Annotated in this window: 18 protein-coding genes; 3 read left to right on the top strand and 15 right to left on the bottom strand. The window is 57.4% G+C overall.

The window, feature by feature from the left end; translation table 11 throughout:
• Positions 1-2: 2 nt before the first annotated feature.
• On the bottom strand, positions 3-431 hold the full coding sequence (locus tag FHW77_RS08025) for a GNAT family N-acetyltransferase (RefSeq protein WP_182590413.1): 429 nt from the start codon (positions 429-431) through the stop codon (positions 3-5).
• Positions 431-1,096: a hypothetical protein gene (locus FHW77_RS08020; RefSeq protein WP_182590412.1), complete on the bottom strand. Its 666-nt coding sequence runs from the start codon at positions 1,094-1,096 to the stop codon at positions 431-433. Before FHW77_RS08020 ends, FHW77_RS08025 begins: the two co-directional genes overlap by 1 nt.
• Positions 1,097-1,299: 203 nt before the next feature.
• Between FHW77_RS08020 and FHW77_RS08015 the strand changes: the two genes are divergently transcribed.
• Complete coding sequence (locus FHW77_RS08015; protein WP_182590411.1) at positions 1,300-1,857, top strand: hypothetical protein; 558 nt, start codon at positions 1,300-1,302, stop codon at positions 1,855-1,857.
• 230 nt (positions 1,858-2,087) lie between these two features.
• On the opposite strand, the gene FHW77_RS08010 is transcribed toward FHW77_RS08015, so the two are convergent.
• Both FHW77_RS08010 and FHW77_RS08005 read right to left on the bottom strand, forming a co-directional pair.
• Positions 2,088-2,732 carry a hypothetical protein gene (locus tag FHW77_RS08010; protein WP_182590410.1) on the bottom strand — a complete coding sequence of 215 codons (645 nt, stop codon included), beginning with the start codon at positions 2,730-2,732 and terminating at the stop codon, positions 2,088-2,090.
• Between the two features lie 3 nt (positions 2,733-2,735).
• Positions 2,736-5,081 (bottom strand): phage tail length tape measure family protein, encoded by a 2,346-nt coding sequence (locus FHW77_RS08005; RefSeq protein ID WP_182590409.1) that lies wholly within the window; start codon positions 5,079-5,081, stop codon positions 2,736-2,738.
• A 14-nt stretch (positions 5,082-5,095) separates the two neighbouring features.
• Here FHW77_RS08005 and FHW77_RS08000 point away from each other — a divergent pair, with 14 nt between their 5' ends.
• Positions 5,096-5,470, top strand: coding sequence for a hypothetical protein (locus FHW77_RS08000; protein ID WP_182590408.1), 375 nt, complete (start codon positions 5,096-5,098; stop codon positions 5,468-5,470).
• 176 nt (positions 5,471-5,646) lie between these two features.
• On the top strand, positions 5,647-6,357 hold the full coding sequence (locus FHW77_RS07995) for a hypothetical protein (protein WP_182590407.1): 711 nt from the start codon (positions 5,647-5,649) through the stop codon (positions 6,355-6,357).
• Positions 6,358-6,439: 82 nt separating this feature from the next.
• On the opposite strand, the gene FHW77_RS07990 is transcribed toward FHW77_RS07995, so the two are convergent.
• The 11 genes from FHW77_RS07990 to FHW77_RS07940 all read right to left on the bottom strand — a co-directional run bounded on the left by FHW77_RS07990 (position 6,440) and on the right by FHW77_RS07940 (position 12,164).
• Positions 6,440-6,643, bottom strand: coding sequence for a phage tail assembly chaperone (locus FHW77_RS07990; protein ID WP_072494513.1), 204 nt, complete (start codon positions 6,641-6,643; stop codon positions 6,440-6,442).
• Positions 6,640-6,999, bottom strand: a complete 360-nt coding sequence (locus FHW77_RS07985; protein ID WP_182590406.1) for a hypothetical protein — start codon at positions 6,997-6,999, stop codon at positions 6,640-6,642. The genes FHW77_RS07990 and FHW77_RS07985 overlap by 4 nt, the downstream gene beginning before the upstream one ends.
• Before the next feature lies 1 nt (position 7,000).
• Positions 7,001-7,432: a phage tail tube protein gene (locus tag FHW77_RS07980; protein ID WP_013636135.1), complete on the bottom strand. Its 432-nt coding sequence runs from the start codon at positions 7,430-7,432 to the stop codon at positions 7,001-7,003.
• A gap of 34 nt (positions 7,433-7,466) precedes the next feature.
• Positions 7,467-7,877, bottom strand: a complete 411-nt coding sequence (locus tag FHW77_RS07975) for a DUF3168 domain-containing protein (RefSeq protein WP_182590405.1) — start codon at positions 7,875-7,877, stop codon at positions 7,467-7,469.
• Positions 7,877-8,371 (bottom strand): HK97 gp10 family phage protein, encoded by a 495-nt coding sequence (locus FHW77_RS07970; protein WP_006697508.1) that lies wholly within the window; start codon positions 8,369-8,371, stop codon positions 7,877-7,879. Before FHW77_RS07970 ends, FHW77_RS07975 begins: the two co-directional genes overlap by 1 nt.
• Positions 8,368-8,724, bottom strand: a complete 357-nt coding sequence (locus tag FHW77_RS07965; RefSeq protein WP_182590404.1) for a head-tail adaptor protein — start codon at positions 8,722-8,724, stop codon at positions 8,368-8,370. The genes FHW77_RS07970 and FHW77_RS07965 overlap by 4 nt, the downstream gene beginning before the upstream one ends.
• Positions 8,725-8,849: 125 nt before the next feature.
• Positions 8,850-9,197 carry a head-tail connector protein gene (locus tag FHW77_RS07960; protein WP_177319114.1) on the bottom strand — a complete coding sequence of 116 codons (348 nt, stop codon included), beginning with the start codon at positions 9,195-9,197 and terminating at the stop codon, positions 8,850-8,852.
• 1 nt (position 9,198) lies between these two features.
• A complete protein-coding gene (locus FHW77_RS07955; RefSeq protein WP_182590403.1) occupies positions 9,199-9,540 on the bottom strand; it encodes a hypothetical protein in 342 nt (113 codons plus the stop codon).
• On the bottom strand, positions 9,518-9,778 hold the full coding sequence (locus FHW77_RS07950; protein ID WP_182590402.1) for a hypothetical protein: 261 nt from the start codon (positions 9,776-9,778) through the stop codon (positions 9,518-9,520). Before FHW77_RS07950 ends, FHW77_RS07955 begins: the two co-directional genes overlap by 23 nt.
• 46 nt (positions 9,779-9,824) lie before the next feature.
• Positions 9,825-11,033: a phage major capsid protein gene (locus FHW77_RS07945; RefSeq protein WP_182590401.1), complete on the bottom strand. Its 1,209-nt coding sequence runs from the start codon at positions 11,031-11,033 to the stop codon at positions 9,825-9,827.
• A gap of 12 nt (positions 11,034-11,045) precedes the next feature.
• Positions 11,046-12,164, bottom strand: coding sequence for a S49 family peptidase (locus FHW77_RS07940; protein WP_182590400.1), 1,119 nt, complete (start codon positions 12,162-12,164; stop codon positions 11,046-11,048).
• Between the last annotated feature and the right edge of the window lie 7 nt (positions 12,165-12,171).

The following is a 12,171-nucleotide window of genomic DNA, read 5'->3' as shown; positions in this document are numbered from 1 at the left end:
CGCTAGAGCGGCTTCATGAAATGAGTTTCGACAGCGCTATAGCCGCGCCGCTCGTAGAGGCGAGAAACGTCATTGGTTGCCAGAGACGCCATGCCGGCAGAGACGCAGCCGACCGATCGCGCCCACGCCTCGTAGGCATCAAGCATCTTGGTGGCACCTCGGCCTCGCGCTTCTGGCGTTACGAACCAGACAGTTTCCTTGGCGATTTGGCCAGCGCCGAAGGGATGCTCGAAAGCGCAGGCCATCAGCACCCCTTGTGCGGGATCCCCTGCGACCAGAACGCAGGCCTTGTCCGACGCCAGATGCTGTTGAAACAACCGATCGGCGTACGCAGCCTGAAATGGAAAGGTGAAGCCGGCGGCCTCATGGCTCTCACGCAGGAGCGCCACGACACGGTCGCGGTCCTGCGTAGTTGCGAAGCGCACGCCCATCAAAACAAACCTAGAAACTTTTTCTTCTTCGGCTGCGTGGCGACCTTGCCCTTCTCGGAGCCCCAGAAGAACTCCCACTCGGACGAGGTGTCAGCATCGGTGTAGAAGGCGTCGCCAGCCTGTCTAAGCACCTGCGTGGCGTGACTGCGCGTTGACGGGTTGGACCGCGTCATCTCCTGCGTATGGCTAGCGCAAACCATCGTCACACTGCCTTCCTCATTTTCGGAAGGAGTGTTGATCGTGATGGTGTCGACAAAGCCAACGAAGCGGCATTCAGCCGGCGCCACCATCTGGCGGCTATCCGGATCGAACAGGCCTCGATAAATCTCAACGCGGGCCTGACGGCAATCGTATTGCCGCACGAGCGTCTGCACGTGCTCACTCACTTGAGACAAGCGGATATTGACGTTCTGCACCGAAAGGTTGGCAACGAGCGGAATGTCATCGATCTGGACGAGCGTCCCGGAGCCGTACCAGTCACGCGTGACCGGCAAGCCTGTATCTGGGTGCACGATGGCCGCAGACACGTTTCCGACGTCAGACCACATGCCGTCGGTGACCGGCGCACCAGTCGCTCGATCGCGCGCAACAAACCAGAGGAAGTCACGCGCCACCAGTTGCCGCGCCTCAAGCGCAGCAAGGTTTTCTGCTGAGATGTTTCTCATTGATTTCCCGTGTGGATCTGGCGCCAACAAGCCACCTGAGGTGGCCTAGACACAGACTTAAAGTTGAGCATAATCCCGCTACTGCTGGGGAATATTGTGCTTTCGTAGCTGCGCTCGAGTATCGAGAAGCAACGCCGACATTCCATTTCTACCGGACAGAGATGTAAGCTCGCGAATTCAACAAATGCGATGGGAACCGCGCAGTGGTGATTGAAAAGTCTGTCTTGGATTTTGAGAAAAGGTTTATGGCGGTGTCGCTTACCACGTTCGCGGCGGCATTTTTCGGGGCATGGGTTGCTCCGCTTTTTCTCGCGAAGAAGGTGGTCGAGTTCGCTGCTGCTGACTATTGGCTGATATGGCCCGTCAATCTGTACTACATTAGCCAGATCGAAGCCCACTTTGGCAGCCTCAACGGATGGAATACCTTTTTACTTTCCAACTACATCGCAAGTTCCCTGATGATTTGCAGATTTCTCGCCTTGCTTCTATTGGAGTTGAACAGACCCAAAAACACGTTTAACTGGGGAATTTCCGTCGTTCACGCAATGATTGTCCCAGTGGTGCTTGTTGGCTTACTTCTTCCATTCGGCGATGGACCCAGCAGGCGCGGCCTCACGTTTTATGCCAGTCCGTTCAGCAACTCGTCGGCGTCTACCCTTCTCGTCGCATTCTTCTATTTCGGCGCAACCGATCCCCTTGTGAAGTTCATAAGCTGGATCAAGTTCATTGTATTCAGTAGGCAGGAGCCGGAAATTTCATGAAGTGCTTAATCTTCGCGCTATCGGCCGCGTGCCTGACTGCATGCCAACAAGGACCGATCGTAAAGTCAGAGCCGTTCGATTGGAGAAAAGCAGTCAACAGGAACGCCGAACGCTCTTGCCGTGACAAGAAGGGCACCGAGCAGTACGCGAAGTGCGTTGATCGTGAAGTTGCCAAGGGCACGCGGGAATCGAAGATGATTGCCGCACATTTTGGCGTAAAGCTTCAATGACTACCGGGCTTCAATCGCCTGAAACGTGACCGTGCCGCGACCCGTCGCCATGTCGGCAGTGGTCGAGATCGAGCCAGGCACGATCGCCATGATGCAGGAAGGCTTGACCAGCGTTGCGGCGACAGGCGCCGTAACACCTGGCCAAAGATGCGGGCGAACCTCAAACTGCGTTGTCACGCCGCCGCCACTGGCCGTCATAGGCTCCATCGCCATATGCAGGTCTTTGTCGCCGATCTGGATGTAATCGCCGACCGAAACCTTGTAGCCAGCGGGCAGGCCCGACAGGGAGATTGCCTTGCGGTTACTCGCAATCGTAGCCACCTGCCCCACCCCGGCGAATGCGCCTCCGGTCGGCCAGCTGCCATTCGGATACGCCACCGGGAAACAGCGCGACTTCGGGAATGCGCGGAAGGTCTTGAGCCCGTTTTCCAAGCTCGTCAGCCGCGCTCGCCAGTAGTCTAGCTCGTTCGGCTTCATTGATCGCGATTGCGCCGTCATCTGCCAGAGTGGTGACCCCATGTCCTTGACGACCGTCTGGCCGCCTGCTGTGCGCGACTGTTCTTGTCGCCAAAGCAGATTGAACTCCGTCGACCAGCCTGGGAACTCATCGAAAAACGAAGTTGGGAGCGGGTATGTGATTGTCATGCCTTACCCCAACTTCACGTTTCGCTTCTGAGCGGACCGAACGGCGGCCTCAACCCGGCTTTGCAGTTCGCCTTGCATCTTGGCCAGCGCCTTTTCCTGTCTGGCGACGGCTTCAACAGATGCGCCGCGATTGTCGATGACGGGATTGAAGTTGACGACGACACCGGCAGATTGCGCTGACATGGATCGCAAACTCGGAACGCTCGGAACCGAGATTCCGACCGGGCCGCCGTTGGCGTAGCCTTTGCGCAGCGCTTCAACTGCCCCTACTCCACCGGCCCGCGCCACGTCGGATTGCGACCAAACGACCTCGCCTTTGTGCACGATGCCAGCAGGTTGGTATTTGCCGCCTGGACCAGTGAAGCCGCCTTCTGAGAAAAGCCCGCCTGACAGGCCAGCATACCGAGATGCCCCACCGCCAAACAGACTGAATAGGCCGCTCAAGAACCCGCCACCGCCACCAGCAGCGTTGTTGACCTTGAAGATGCTATTGAGCACATCGTCCAGGAGGGCATCTGCAATGCGGCTGAGAGCGCCAGCAAATGCATCAGCGGCACTCTCGCCATGGATCAAATCGTCGATGAATCCGCGCGTTGCGTCTCTCGCGACGTTGTTCCACTCGTTCAGCTTCTGCTGTTCCTCTTGCGCTTTCCTAAGCGCTTCGGATTGCCGAGCATATGCGGCAGACTCCTGTTCGATTGCAGCAATCTTGTCGGGCGACAGCGTGATGCTTTCGAGGTCTTTTTCGCCCTTCTTGCGAGCCTCTTCGCGAAGGTCGGCCAGCGCCTTCTGCTCCAGGTCTAGCGCTGTACGGCGCTTAACTTGAGCCTCATTGGACAAGCCAATAAGGTTCATTTCCTGGCGCAACGCCTCAGTCCTATCTCGGACAGCCTGAAGGTCTTCTGCGAAGCGGTCAGACGCGGTCTTTTTGGGAGCCCGTGCCCGCTTCGGCGTACCGAAACCTCTGTTTTTGTCTGTATCCAGATCGGATGGACGGCGTTCTGGTGTAGGGCCGCTATCCGGTAGTGGAAACTGCGTTCCTTGGATTGTGGCGTCAGCGCCGAATTGGGAATCTTGCTGGCCTGCTCCGCGCCACGTCCTCGGATCATTGATCCTGGAGGTCGCAACAGATGTGACTTCATTGACCTTTTGGACGCTATCCGCGGCAGTCAGCGCTGCCGCCGACAGTGTGGAGAAGTATTTGGCGAACTCAGCGAGCGCGGGGATGCCGGTGCTGTTGATCGCCGCACTTAGAGCGGCCTGCACACGGTCGACATCTTCAGTCTGTGCCTTTCCTTCTTCGGCAGCCTTCGCGAAGTCATTGAATGCTGACTGGAGGTTCTTGATAACGTCAGCTTCTTCACCTGCAGACTGAAGTTGCGAAACCAGATCGGCAATGGTGGCGCGCGTACTTTCGACCTCTTTGCGGACGTCAGCGAGCGTGTTGGTATTTACAATGTCGGCGCCCTTGGTGAGGTCGGCATTGTCTTGCGCCCGTTTCAGCTGGTCGGCGTAGTCGCGTAAAGCGGGAACGGCATCGCCCCAGCGTTCGGCGACGGCAGCAATTAGCGCAGCTTGCTCTTTGAGCACTTCGGCTGACTTATCGCCTTCGCTCATAATCGTCGAAAAATACTGAAATGCCGCTGTGCCTGCGGCGATGACGCCAATCGTTACCAGCGACAACGGAGAAATAACCGACGCGAAAGCTGCCGCGAGACCTTGGCCGACGCCCTGCCCGCTATCTTTAATTTGCTGCAGGACGGCCGAAAGCTGGGTGCCCTGCTGCAGGGCGATCTGGATGGGAGACATCCCCATCGCTGCGGTCACGCCGATGTCCTGGAACTGAGCGGCAATGTTTGCGGTATTGAAGCTGTTGCCGCTGCTCGTCGTGACCGTAGCCTTCAGAGCGGCATTGCGACCCTTGATGGCCGCGGTCGACGCAAGCGCCGCCTGTCGCTCTCTCTGGATCGCAGACGCCATCTCGTTGGCAGAAATTGCGCCAGCGGCATGGGCCTGCCTAATTTCGGCGACCGCGTTCTTATAATTCGAAATTGTTGCGAACAACGGGCTGTATTTGGCGCGGAGGCGATCAAGCTCTTTCTGCTGATCAGCGAGAACCCCGTTCCATTCTTTTGCTGCCGTCGTACCTATCCCCACCATGCTGTTGATGCGATCCTGCATAGAGGTGGTGAGCGAGTTGTTGATCGACTTACCGGTAGCGGCAAAACGTTTCTCAATGCCGTTGGATGCTGCGCCTACGTCCGACACCAGCCGATTTAGCGCACGCTTTACGGTTGCAAGATCGGTGCTGATTGAGATAATCAGATCATCACTGTTGTTGCCGGCCAAGTCGGTGTCCTAACGTGAAAAAGCCCGCCAATGGCGAGCTGGGAGGCGATCCAATGGATAACTGGTTGAAGGCGCTCGTTGCGTGCGCGTGCGTCGTCATCATTTCTGGCGGCGGCTATTATGCTTGGGGAGAGTACAGTGCCCACCAACGCGAGAACGAACGTCGCGAGAAGTCTAACCGCGAAGCCTCACTTGAGAATCAGGCGACGCTATTAAAATCCAAATTTTCGGCAGCTGAGTGCATCAGGATGGCGAAAGAAACCCTGCCAGACAAAAAAGGCGAGCCGGTTAAGACGACAAAGTATAACGGCGACTTATCTATATGCGATGACCTCCAAATGTTCGACCCGACGTGGAGGCAAGCACTTGATATGGCTGGCGTGTTCTGATGGACAAGACGGCAAACTGTTGCCCGCCGTCAACTTGACCCATCCTGGGGGACGCAACCCTATCTCCACTCCATGTTTTGCCATGGTGATCGTCGTCATTCGGGGCTCAACACAGAATCTGGCTAGACAACCCATCATTGAATTTTACATCCTCGACAAATGAATGGGGGCGCAACATGCATAAGCAATACCACCTGGAAAACTCCACCTATCCCGACACTCACCGCATCTACGAAGAGCGGCTATCCATCGCTGGTATTCACCATTATCGGAAGGATGCTATTTCGTTTTGCAGATCCAGAGAGAAAGCCATCTATTTCGATCTGGATGCGGCCAATCCTTACGATAGGAACGCAATCAGAATCATGGGCCGATGGAAAGGTCTGTGGGGTACGAAGGTTAAAATACTGGGATACGTAGACGCAGACACAGCTAGTAAGATAGCTGCATTGGGTATTCAAAACGATATTCTTCCACGAATACTCAAAACATATGTCGGCGAAGACGACTACGTCGAGATTATGTACCAAATCGTCGGCCCCAAAGATGGGTACGCACAATACTCCCCGCCACGGATAACACCAGTATCGACCGCCAAGAAACTCATGGAGGCTGGAAACGATGTTGAAGCTGTAAAAGCGCTGCTCGCCGACATTGACAAGGAGGAGATTGAGGCGAAAAAATCGGGCGGTGGTGTAGCGGCCAGATCATACAAAGCGCTTGCGGACTTTTACAAAAAGCAAAAAAGCTACGATGAAGAATACGCTATCCTTGAGCGGTTTGTGTCGCAGAGGCGCGCAAGGGGTGTAAACCAAGATAAGTTAGCCGAGCGATTTTTGAAGGCCCGCGAATCGCGAGATAAACGAAACGCTTCGAAAACTCCGTAACTTGCTTTTGAAAGCAAGTTTCCAGACGCCTTCGAAGAGAGTTCGTCGCCGCCACGGGTACAGCGGTCAAGCTGAAGCCAGCCTAACCACCATACTTCTTGATCAACTCATCCATCTCTTCGTCAGATGGTGGGGCCACGGACTTTTTGGCTCCGTTCGCTTCGGCCTTGCCCTTCACCGCAAGGGTGAACTCGGTCAAGCTAGACGCCCAGAATATTCCTGGGGTCCAGCCGAGGCCGCCGAATGCGATCTTTTGCCAATCGCGCCAAGGGAAAGGTTCTTCTATGCCGCCTTTTGAGCGGCTTCCCCGTTTCCCTCGTCGTCCTCATCGAAATGATGAGACAACGCCTCAGAGATCGCCTTGGCGACGGCGCCGAAGTGCTTGAGCTTCAGCGCTCCAATAGCAGCTACTTTATCGCCGCGCACGGTAAGCAGGTCGAGTGCGGCCACAGCAGCGGCCGGCTCGACGCCTGAAAGGCGAAGAAACAGATCAGACATGCTCTTGCAGGAAAGACGCGAAGACACAGCGGCAAGACCGCCCATCTCGGCAACGATAACCAGCGGCACCTTGCCAACGAACAGGCCGACTTCGCCCCGCGCGCCATTCACTTCAAGCGGGAACGGCTTTTCAGCATCAGCCAAATTACACCTCCGCAACGAACGTCAGAACTCCGGCAGCAACGAACGTGGCCGTGAATTCCATGTTGCCCTCCATCTCGCCGCTGAACTCGAATTCAGAAACGAACCAAGGGCCGGTGTAAGTACCCAGACCAGGAACGATCACCTTGGCATTGAATTTGGTCGCGTCGTTGACGTGCGTCATGAACGCGGTGTTCGAGGCGCTCTTAACGAACTTGCCAGAACCAGAGAACGTGCGGTTCTTGATGCCCGGCTCTGCTGTTTTCTGCGGCGTATTCTCTGGATTGACGCAGTCCGTGATGGTCGTGTCGACCTCGTTTGCGGACATATTGAAGCTGCGGGTCGTCAGGCCGCACAAATTAGAAAACACTTCAGGAGTTTCGCCGTCACCGATCTGGATGAGCAGCGTACGACCAATCTGTTGACCGTCGGCCATTTGTAAACCTCAAAAACTAGGGGTTGGTGGCCAATCAGGCCGGTGTCTCGACGCGCGCGACAAACTTGACGACACCGTGGGTCGTAACTTCGTCCGGGTCTTTGAAATGACGGGTGTCTTGGCGCGTGATCGATATCAATCTATGTGAGGGCAGTACTAATGGCGCTTCATCCAGAGCCTCGACGACCTCGTGAATGATTTCCTTCAGCTCCTTAAAGCCTCCGGAGTATTGCGACCAAACGTGAATCGTCACGTAGATGAGGTTCGCCTTCAGGCAGTCGACATCATCCCTGATGACTTGGCTTTCGCCGTATTCGACGTATGGGAACGGTGCGTTGGTCGGCGGTCTGTCATAAATTCTTTGCGCCACCTTCGCCGTCAGACCTGCTCGCGCCTTCATCCTCGCAACGATGGCACCTTGGAGTTCTAGATCTGGGTTAGCCATTACTTTTTCATGGCCTCCCTTACGCCACGCCAGACGGCGTCGTTGATGCGCTTCTTCGCTTTTGCCCTAAATGCTCGCCACGTCGGAAAAATATGCGGTTGCGCCCGCGTGCCAGGGTGCATCTTTGCGCCGGCCGCCTGCTTCTTGCCGGCAACCGTACCGCCACCCTTCGCAACGTTATGCGGCCGTGTGCCGAACTCCAAAAAATGCCAAATCCACGCAGCGAAAACGCCAGTCGCATCCGGATCCTTGCTGGCCGATGCACCGACAAGCGCTTTCGCAGTCGGTCTGTCAGAAATCTTGGCGCCCTGTATAGAGGCAGCGTAGTCGCCAGCCGTTGCGCTGTTGCTTATCGGCGCTCGGTCGGAGATCTTATCGGCGGCTTCGGTAGCGATCTGTAGCTTCGCTTCGGCGGCGTACTTGTTGGCGAGCGGAGCGACCTGATTAAGCTTTTTCGTCAGCGCTTCGCGGCCCAGAACCTTTGCCTTGATCACCCCGCCTCCCCTTGCACCACAAGCAGCTCGATCCACTGGTTGCGTTCGTCGATATTGACCGCAGCCTTGATCGCGTAGACCACGCCGGTGCGCTTGTTCCGCGCCTGCCAAGCCGGCGTAATAGTGCGCGTGCGTTCGTTGCTGCGGACAGTCATGGTGTACGGTTGCAAGCCTTGCAGGCGGCTGGCGATTACCGTCTCGCTACCGACGCGCGGTTCAAGGCGGGCTGGCTCAACGAATTGCTCCGCGAAGCCGACCACTACACCACCATACCCATCATCGCCTTCAACCTCGGCCTCAAAGCCGATGCGCTCACTCAGCGAGCCTGCGCCCGCCCTTTTGCGTTTTGGCATTCGGTCGATCCTTGGTGGGTTCGGCAGCCTTAGCCGCTATCGCAGCCGCGGCGCACTTGCGCGTGACGTTGTAGAGACCGACTGGATAGGCGATCGTGAAACCTGGCTGACGCCAGTCGAAGGCTTTATGGAAGCGGAGCCACATAGTCGTCTGCCACTGTTCGCCAGACACGCCACGGCGCCAAAAGCATCCGCACTGCACGCGGGAGCACTGCGTCGCCCGTTGCTTTTGGGTCCGGCTCGCGCACCTCGTAGAGATCGCCGGTAACGAGAAGGATCGCCGACACGATTGCGGGCGTTGCCTCAATCCCATCAGCAGCCGTAGGCGTTTCACCGGCAGCTACGACTTCACGATCAAGATGCTGCGCCACGATGCTTTCGGCGGCGTCGCGATAGAGGCCGATCTCCGTATCTTCATCTTCATGAAAGACACGGAGATGCTTCTTTACGGTTTCGAGATCGACGATCGGCATATCAGGCTGCCACTACTGCGGCCGTCGGTGCGCTTGTGACTGGCACGCTGCCCTTGTCATTCGTGGCCGTGACGCGGACCGTGATGGCCTTTCCAACGTCGCCCACAACTGGAACGTAAGTCGCGGCCGTAGCGCCAGAAATCGCGACGCCAGCAGCAAACCACTGCCGCGCGTAAGTCGGCGAGCCGGACCATGTGCCCGTGGTCGATGTCAGCGTCTGGCCGACCTGCGCCGTGCCTGTGATGGCAGGTGCAACCGAATTCACCGGTGAGCCGATACCGTTGACGATACCGGCGCCGATGTAGGACGCGACCCTGCGCTTACGAACCTTCGTTGACAGCATCGGGTTTGTCCTTCTTCTTCGTCGAGCGAGCGGAGGAGATCACCGGCTTGTCGTCGGCTTCATCCGCGGCGTCGCCTTCAATGGCGGCCTTTGCCTCGCCCACGATGTCGACAAGACCCTGCGCCTCGAGCTGCTTCGCCTCGCCTGCCTCGACCTTGAACGGATCGCTCTTTTTGGTCTTCAGTTCTTTGCCAACGGCGAACGTGCGCTTGGCCTTCACTTCCAGAAAATCGGTCATGCTCATCCCTTTTAAGGAAGGGGAGCCGAAGCTCCCCTTAGGTCAATCAGGCGCCTTCGACATCGCCAGTCACAAAGGACTCAGGGCGATAGACTGCGAACGCCAGGCGCTCTTCGGCGCGGATGGTGAACATATTCTTCTCGAAGTCGTCGACGTTCTCGCTGGACAGCAGAACCTCGATTTCCATGCGGTCGAAGATCTGGGCTGCGAAGCTGAACGCGCCGGTGAGGAACTCGCCTGCGGCCATGGCCTGCGTCGAAACAACCGGCAGGTTCCAGAGCGTCGGAGTGAGCGAGCCCTGCGGATTGCCGATGATGTAGTTGCCGCCAGCATCCTTGGTCAGTTCGATCTTCGCCCAGTCGATGGGGTTCAGCACGAACGCGGTTGCCGGATACTCGGCGAGAACGACCTGCAGAACAGCGAGACGGAGACGGTCGATTCCCGTTTCGTCTGCTGCGGCGAATGCCGGGTTGAACGCGGTAGCCTGCGGAACCAGACCGTGAATGTTCTGGCCGGTGCCAGAGCCGTTCAGCAGCTGATTTTCTTCGGCAAAGCGCAGACCGTAGCGAGCGCGTCCGTCGATGTAGGAGCGAAGCGCGGGCGCGTCATCCAGGATCTGGCGGGAGGCCTTGAACAGGTGGGCGATGGTGCGAACCGGCGCGGACGTCATGTCGAACGTCAGATCCGAATAAGGCTTCGCAGTCGTTTCAGCGACTGGTGCAGCGTTGTTCGTATATCCCGTTTCCTTGACGTACTCGATCGAGCTCGAAGCAGTCTGACCAGGCAGAACGAGGTCGCGGATCGTCAGCTGGCGCTCAGGCAGACCAAAGATGCCGGGCACGCGCGCGCCGGGAACCAGAGAGGTGCCCTGAGAGCGGCCAGCGCCGACAGTGGTGTTGGCAGAGGTAATGGCAGCGCGATCAGCCTTCACGCGGATTGAGCCGCGAGATGCACCGGTGAGCATGCCAGCCTTGAACTCGGCAGAGTCGATGACGAGATCGCCAAGCGACTTCTGCTCATTTTCGCCGATTTCGTTTTCGCGAGCGGCTCGCTTCTCAAGGTCGCCGAGGCGGGTCGTAACGTCGCCGAACTCGGAGAGCGCCTTGTCGGTCTTTTCCTTCAGCTCAGCGGAAACTTCGCCGTTTGCAGCAAGCTTCGAAGTGAAGTCGGTTGCAAGATTGCCCACCTGCTCCTTGATGGACGCAAGCGAAGTACCGAGCTCGCCGATCTTATCGGCAAGTTGATTATCAGCCATGAGTGGCTCCTTTTATCGAATGAGTGGTGATTTTGCTTCGGCGATAAGCCGGTCAATGGCTGCCAAAGCAGCAGCATCCGTCTCGACGTCAGGAGCCCCCTGACCATCTTTGAGGTAGAGCCGAGCGGCCCGCTCTGCCTCAGAGCCCGACAACCCCATCAGTCCCCTGATGCCGTTTTCGAACTCGCGTTTTGTGATTTGCTCGCCGGCAGACATCTTCTCGACCAGCGTCTGCGCTGCATCAGCCTTCGCAGCGTTGGCGGCTTTGATACGTCTCACAGGCGCAGGTTCAACGTCCGCGCCGTAGCGTGCCAGAGTCTCGTCAAGCGTCGCGATGCGGTCGACCATGCCGCGGTCCATTAGAGCTTCTGCGTAGAAAACGCGGCCCTGACCGTAGTTGTCCTCAACCTTGCTGACGGTCACGCCGCGCCCCTCGGCAACGGACGCGACGAAGCGATTGTAGGACCGGTTCACACCGTCCTGCACATGCGCAAGCGTGTCCTTGCCAAGCGGCTCGGTCTCGTTGCCTTCGACCTTGTGCTTGCCGGCTGAAATGTACGTTCGCTTGATGCCTCGCTGCTCAAGGGCAGCAGACATGTCATCGTGCGCCGTGTAAACGCCGATTGAACCGGCACGTCCGGAGGGCGTCACAACTATTTCGTCGGTCGATGCCGCAATCCAGTAAGCAGCGCTTGCCGCAAGGCTGTTGACCTGTGCGATGATTGGCTTTTCGCCGCCGCGCAGCTTGCGAATTTCGGTCGCAAGCTCGTCTGTACCTGGCACCGTGCCGCCGGGGCTGTCGATGTCGAGCACGACAGCCTTGATATCTTCGTTCGAAAGCGCCTTGTGCAGCGCTCTCTTGATCCCAGCGTATGAAGTGCCGCCGCTCATCGCGGAAAACAGGTCCATTTTATCGGCCAGAACCCCATAAACCGGGATTACGGCGACGCTGCCGCTGGTTTCAGCAATTTCCTTGGCGCGCGCATCGTCGATCGATGCCGCGAACTCGGACGAAAACAGCTTCTCCCCTTCGGCCCGCGCCACCAAAACATCAGCCAAAACGCCCAGTTTTTCGCGCTGAATAGCCCAAGGTTCGGCCAAAAAGGCCGAAATCAGGTGTTCAAACTTCATGATTTTC

Source organism: Agrobacterium sp. RC10-4-1, from assembly GCF_014138475.1.
Classification (GTDB): Bacteria; Pseudomonadota; Alphaproteobacteria; order Rhizobiales; family Rhizobiaceae; genus Agrobacterium; species Agrobacterium pusense.
The sequence above is the reverse complement of the archived record's forward strand: the minus strand, read 5'-3'. Positions and strand labels throughout refer to the sequence as shown.

Excerpts from the sequence above, each read along its gene's own strand:
- FHW77_RS07940 (WP_182590400.1), bottom strand. The coding sequence starts at position 12,164 with ATGAAGTTTGAACACCTGATTTCGGCCTTTTTGGCCGAACCTTGGGCT.
- FHW77_RS07980 (WP_013636135.1), bottom strand. The coding sequence starts at position 7,432 with ATGGCCGACGGTCAACAGATTGGTCGTACGCTGCTCATCCAGATCGGT.
- FHW77_RS07960 (WP_177319114.1), bottom strand. The coding sequence starts at position 9,197 with ATGCCGATCGTCGATCTCGAAACCGTAAAGAAGCATCTCCGTGTCTTT.
- FHW77_RS07975 (WP_182590405.1), bottom strand. The coding sequence starts at position 7,877 with ATGGCTAACCCAGATCTAGAACTCCAAGGTGCCATCGTTGCGAGGATG.
- FHW77_RS07995 (WP_182590407.1), top strand. The coding sequence starts at position 5,647 with ATGCATAAGCAATACCACCTGGAAAACTCCACCTATCCCGACACTCAC.
- FHW77_RS08020 (WP_182590412.1), bottom strand. The coding sequence starts at position 1,096 with ATGAGAAACATCTCAGCAGAAAACCTTGCTGCGCTTGAGGCGCGGCAA.
- FHW77_RS08010 (WP_182590410.1), bottom strand. The coding sequence starts at position 2,732 with ATGACAATCACATACCCGCTCCCAACTTCGTTTTTCGATGAGTTCCCA.
- FHW77_RS07945 (WP_182590401.1), bottom strand. The coding sequence starts at position 11,033 with ATGGCTGATAATCAACTTGCCGATAAGATCGGCGAGCTCGGTACTTCG.
- FHW77_RS07965 (WP_182590404.1), bottom strand. The coding sequence starts at position 8,724 with ATGCCAAAACGCAAAAGGGCGGGCGCAGGCTCGCTGAGTGAGCGCATC.
- FHW77_RS07955 (WP_182590403.1), bottom strand. The coding sequence starts at position 9,540 with ATGCTGTCAACGAAGGTTCGTAAGCGCAGGGTCGCGTCCTACATCGGC.
- FHW77_RS08025 (WP_182590413.1), bottom strand. The coding sequence starts at position 431 with ATGGGCGTGCGCTTCGCAACTACGCAGGACCGCGACCGTGTCGTGGCG.
- FHW77_RS07950 (WP_182590402.1), bottom strand. The coding sequence starts at position 9,778 with ATGACCGATTTTCTGGAAGTGAAGGCCAAGCGCACGTTCGCCGTTGGC.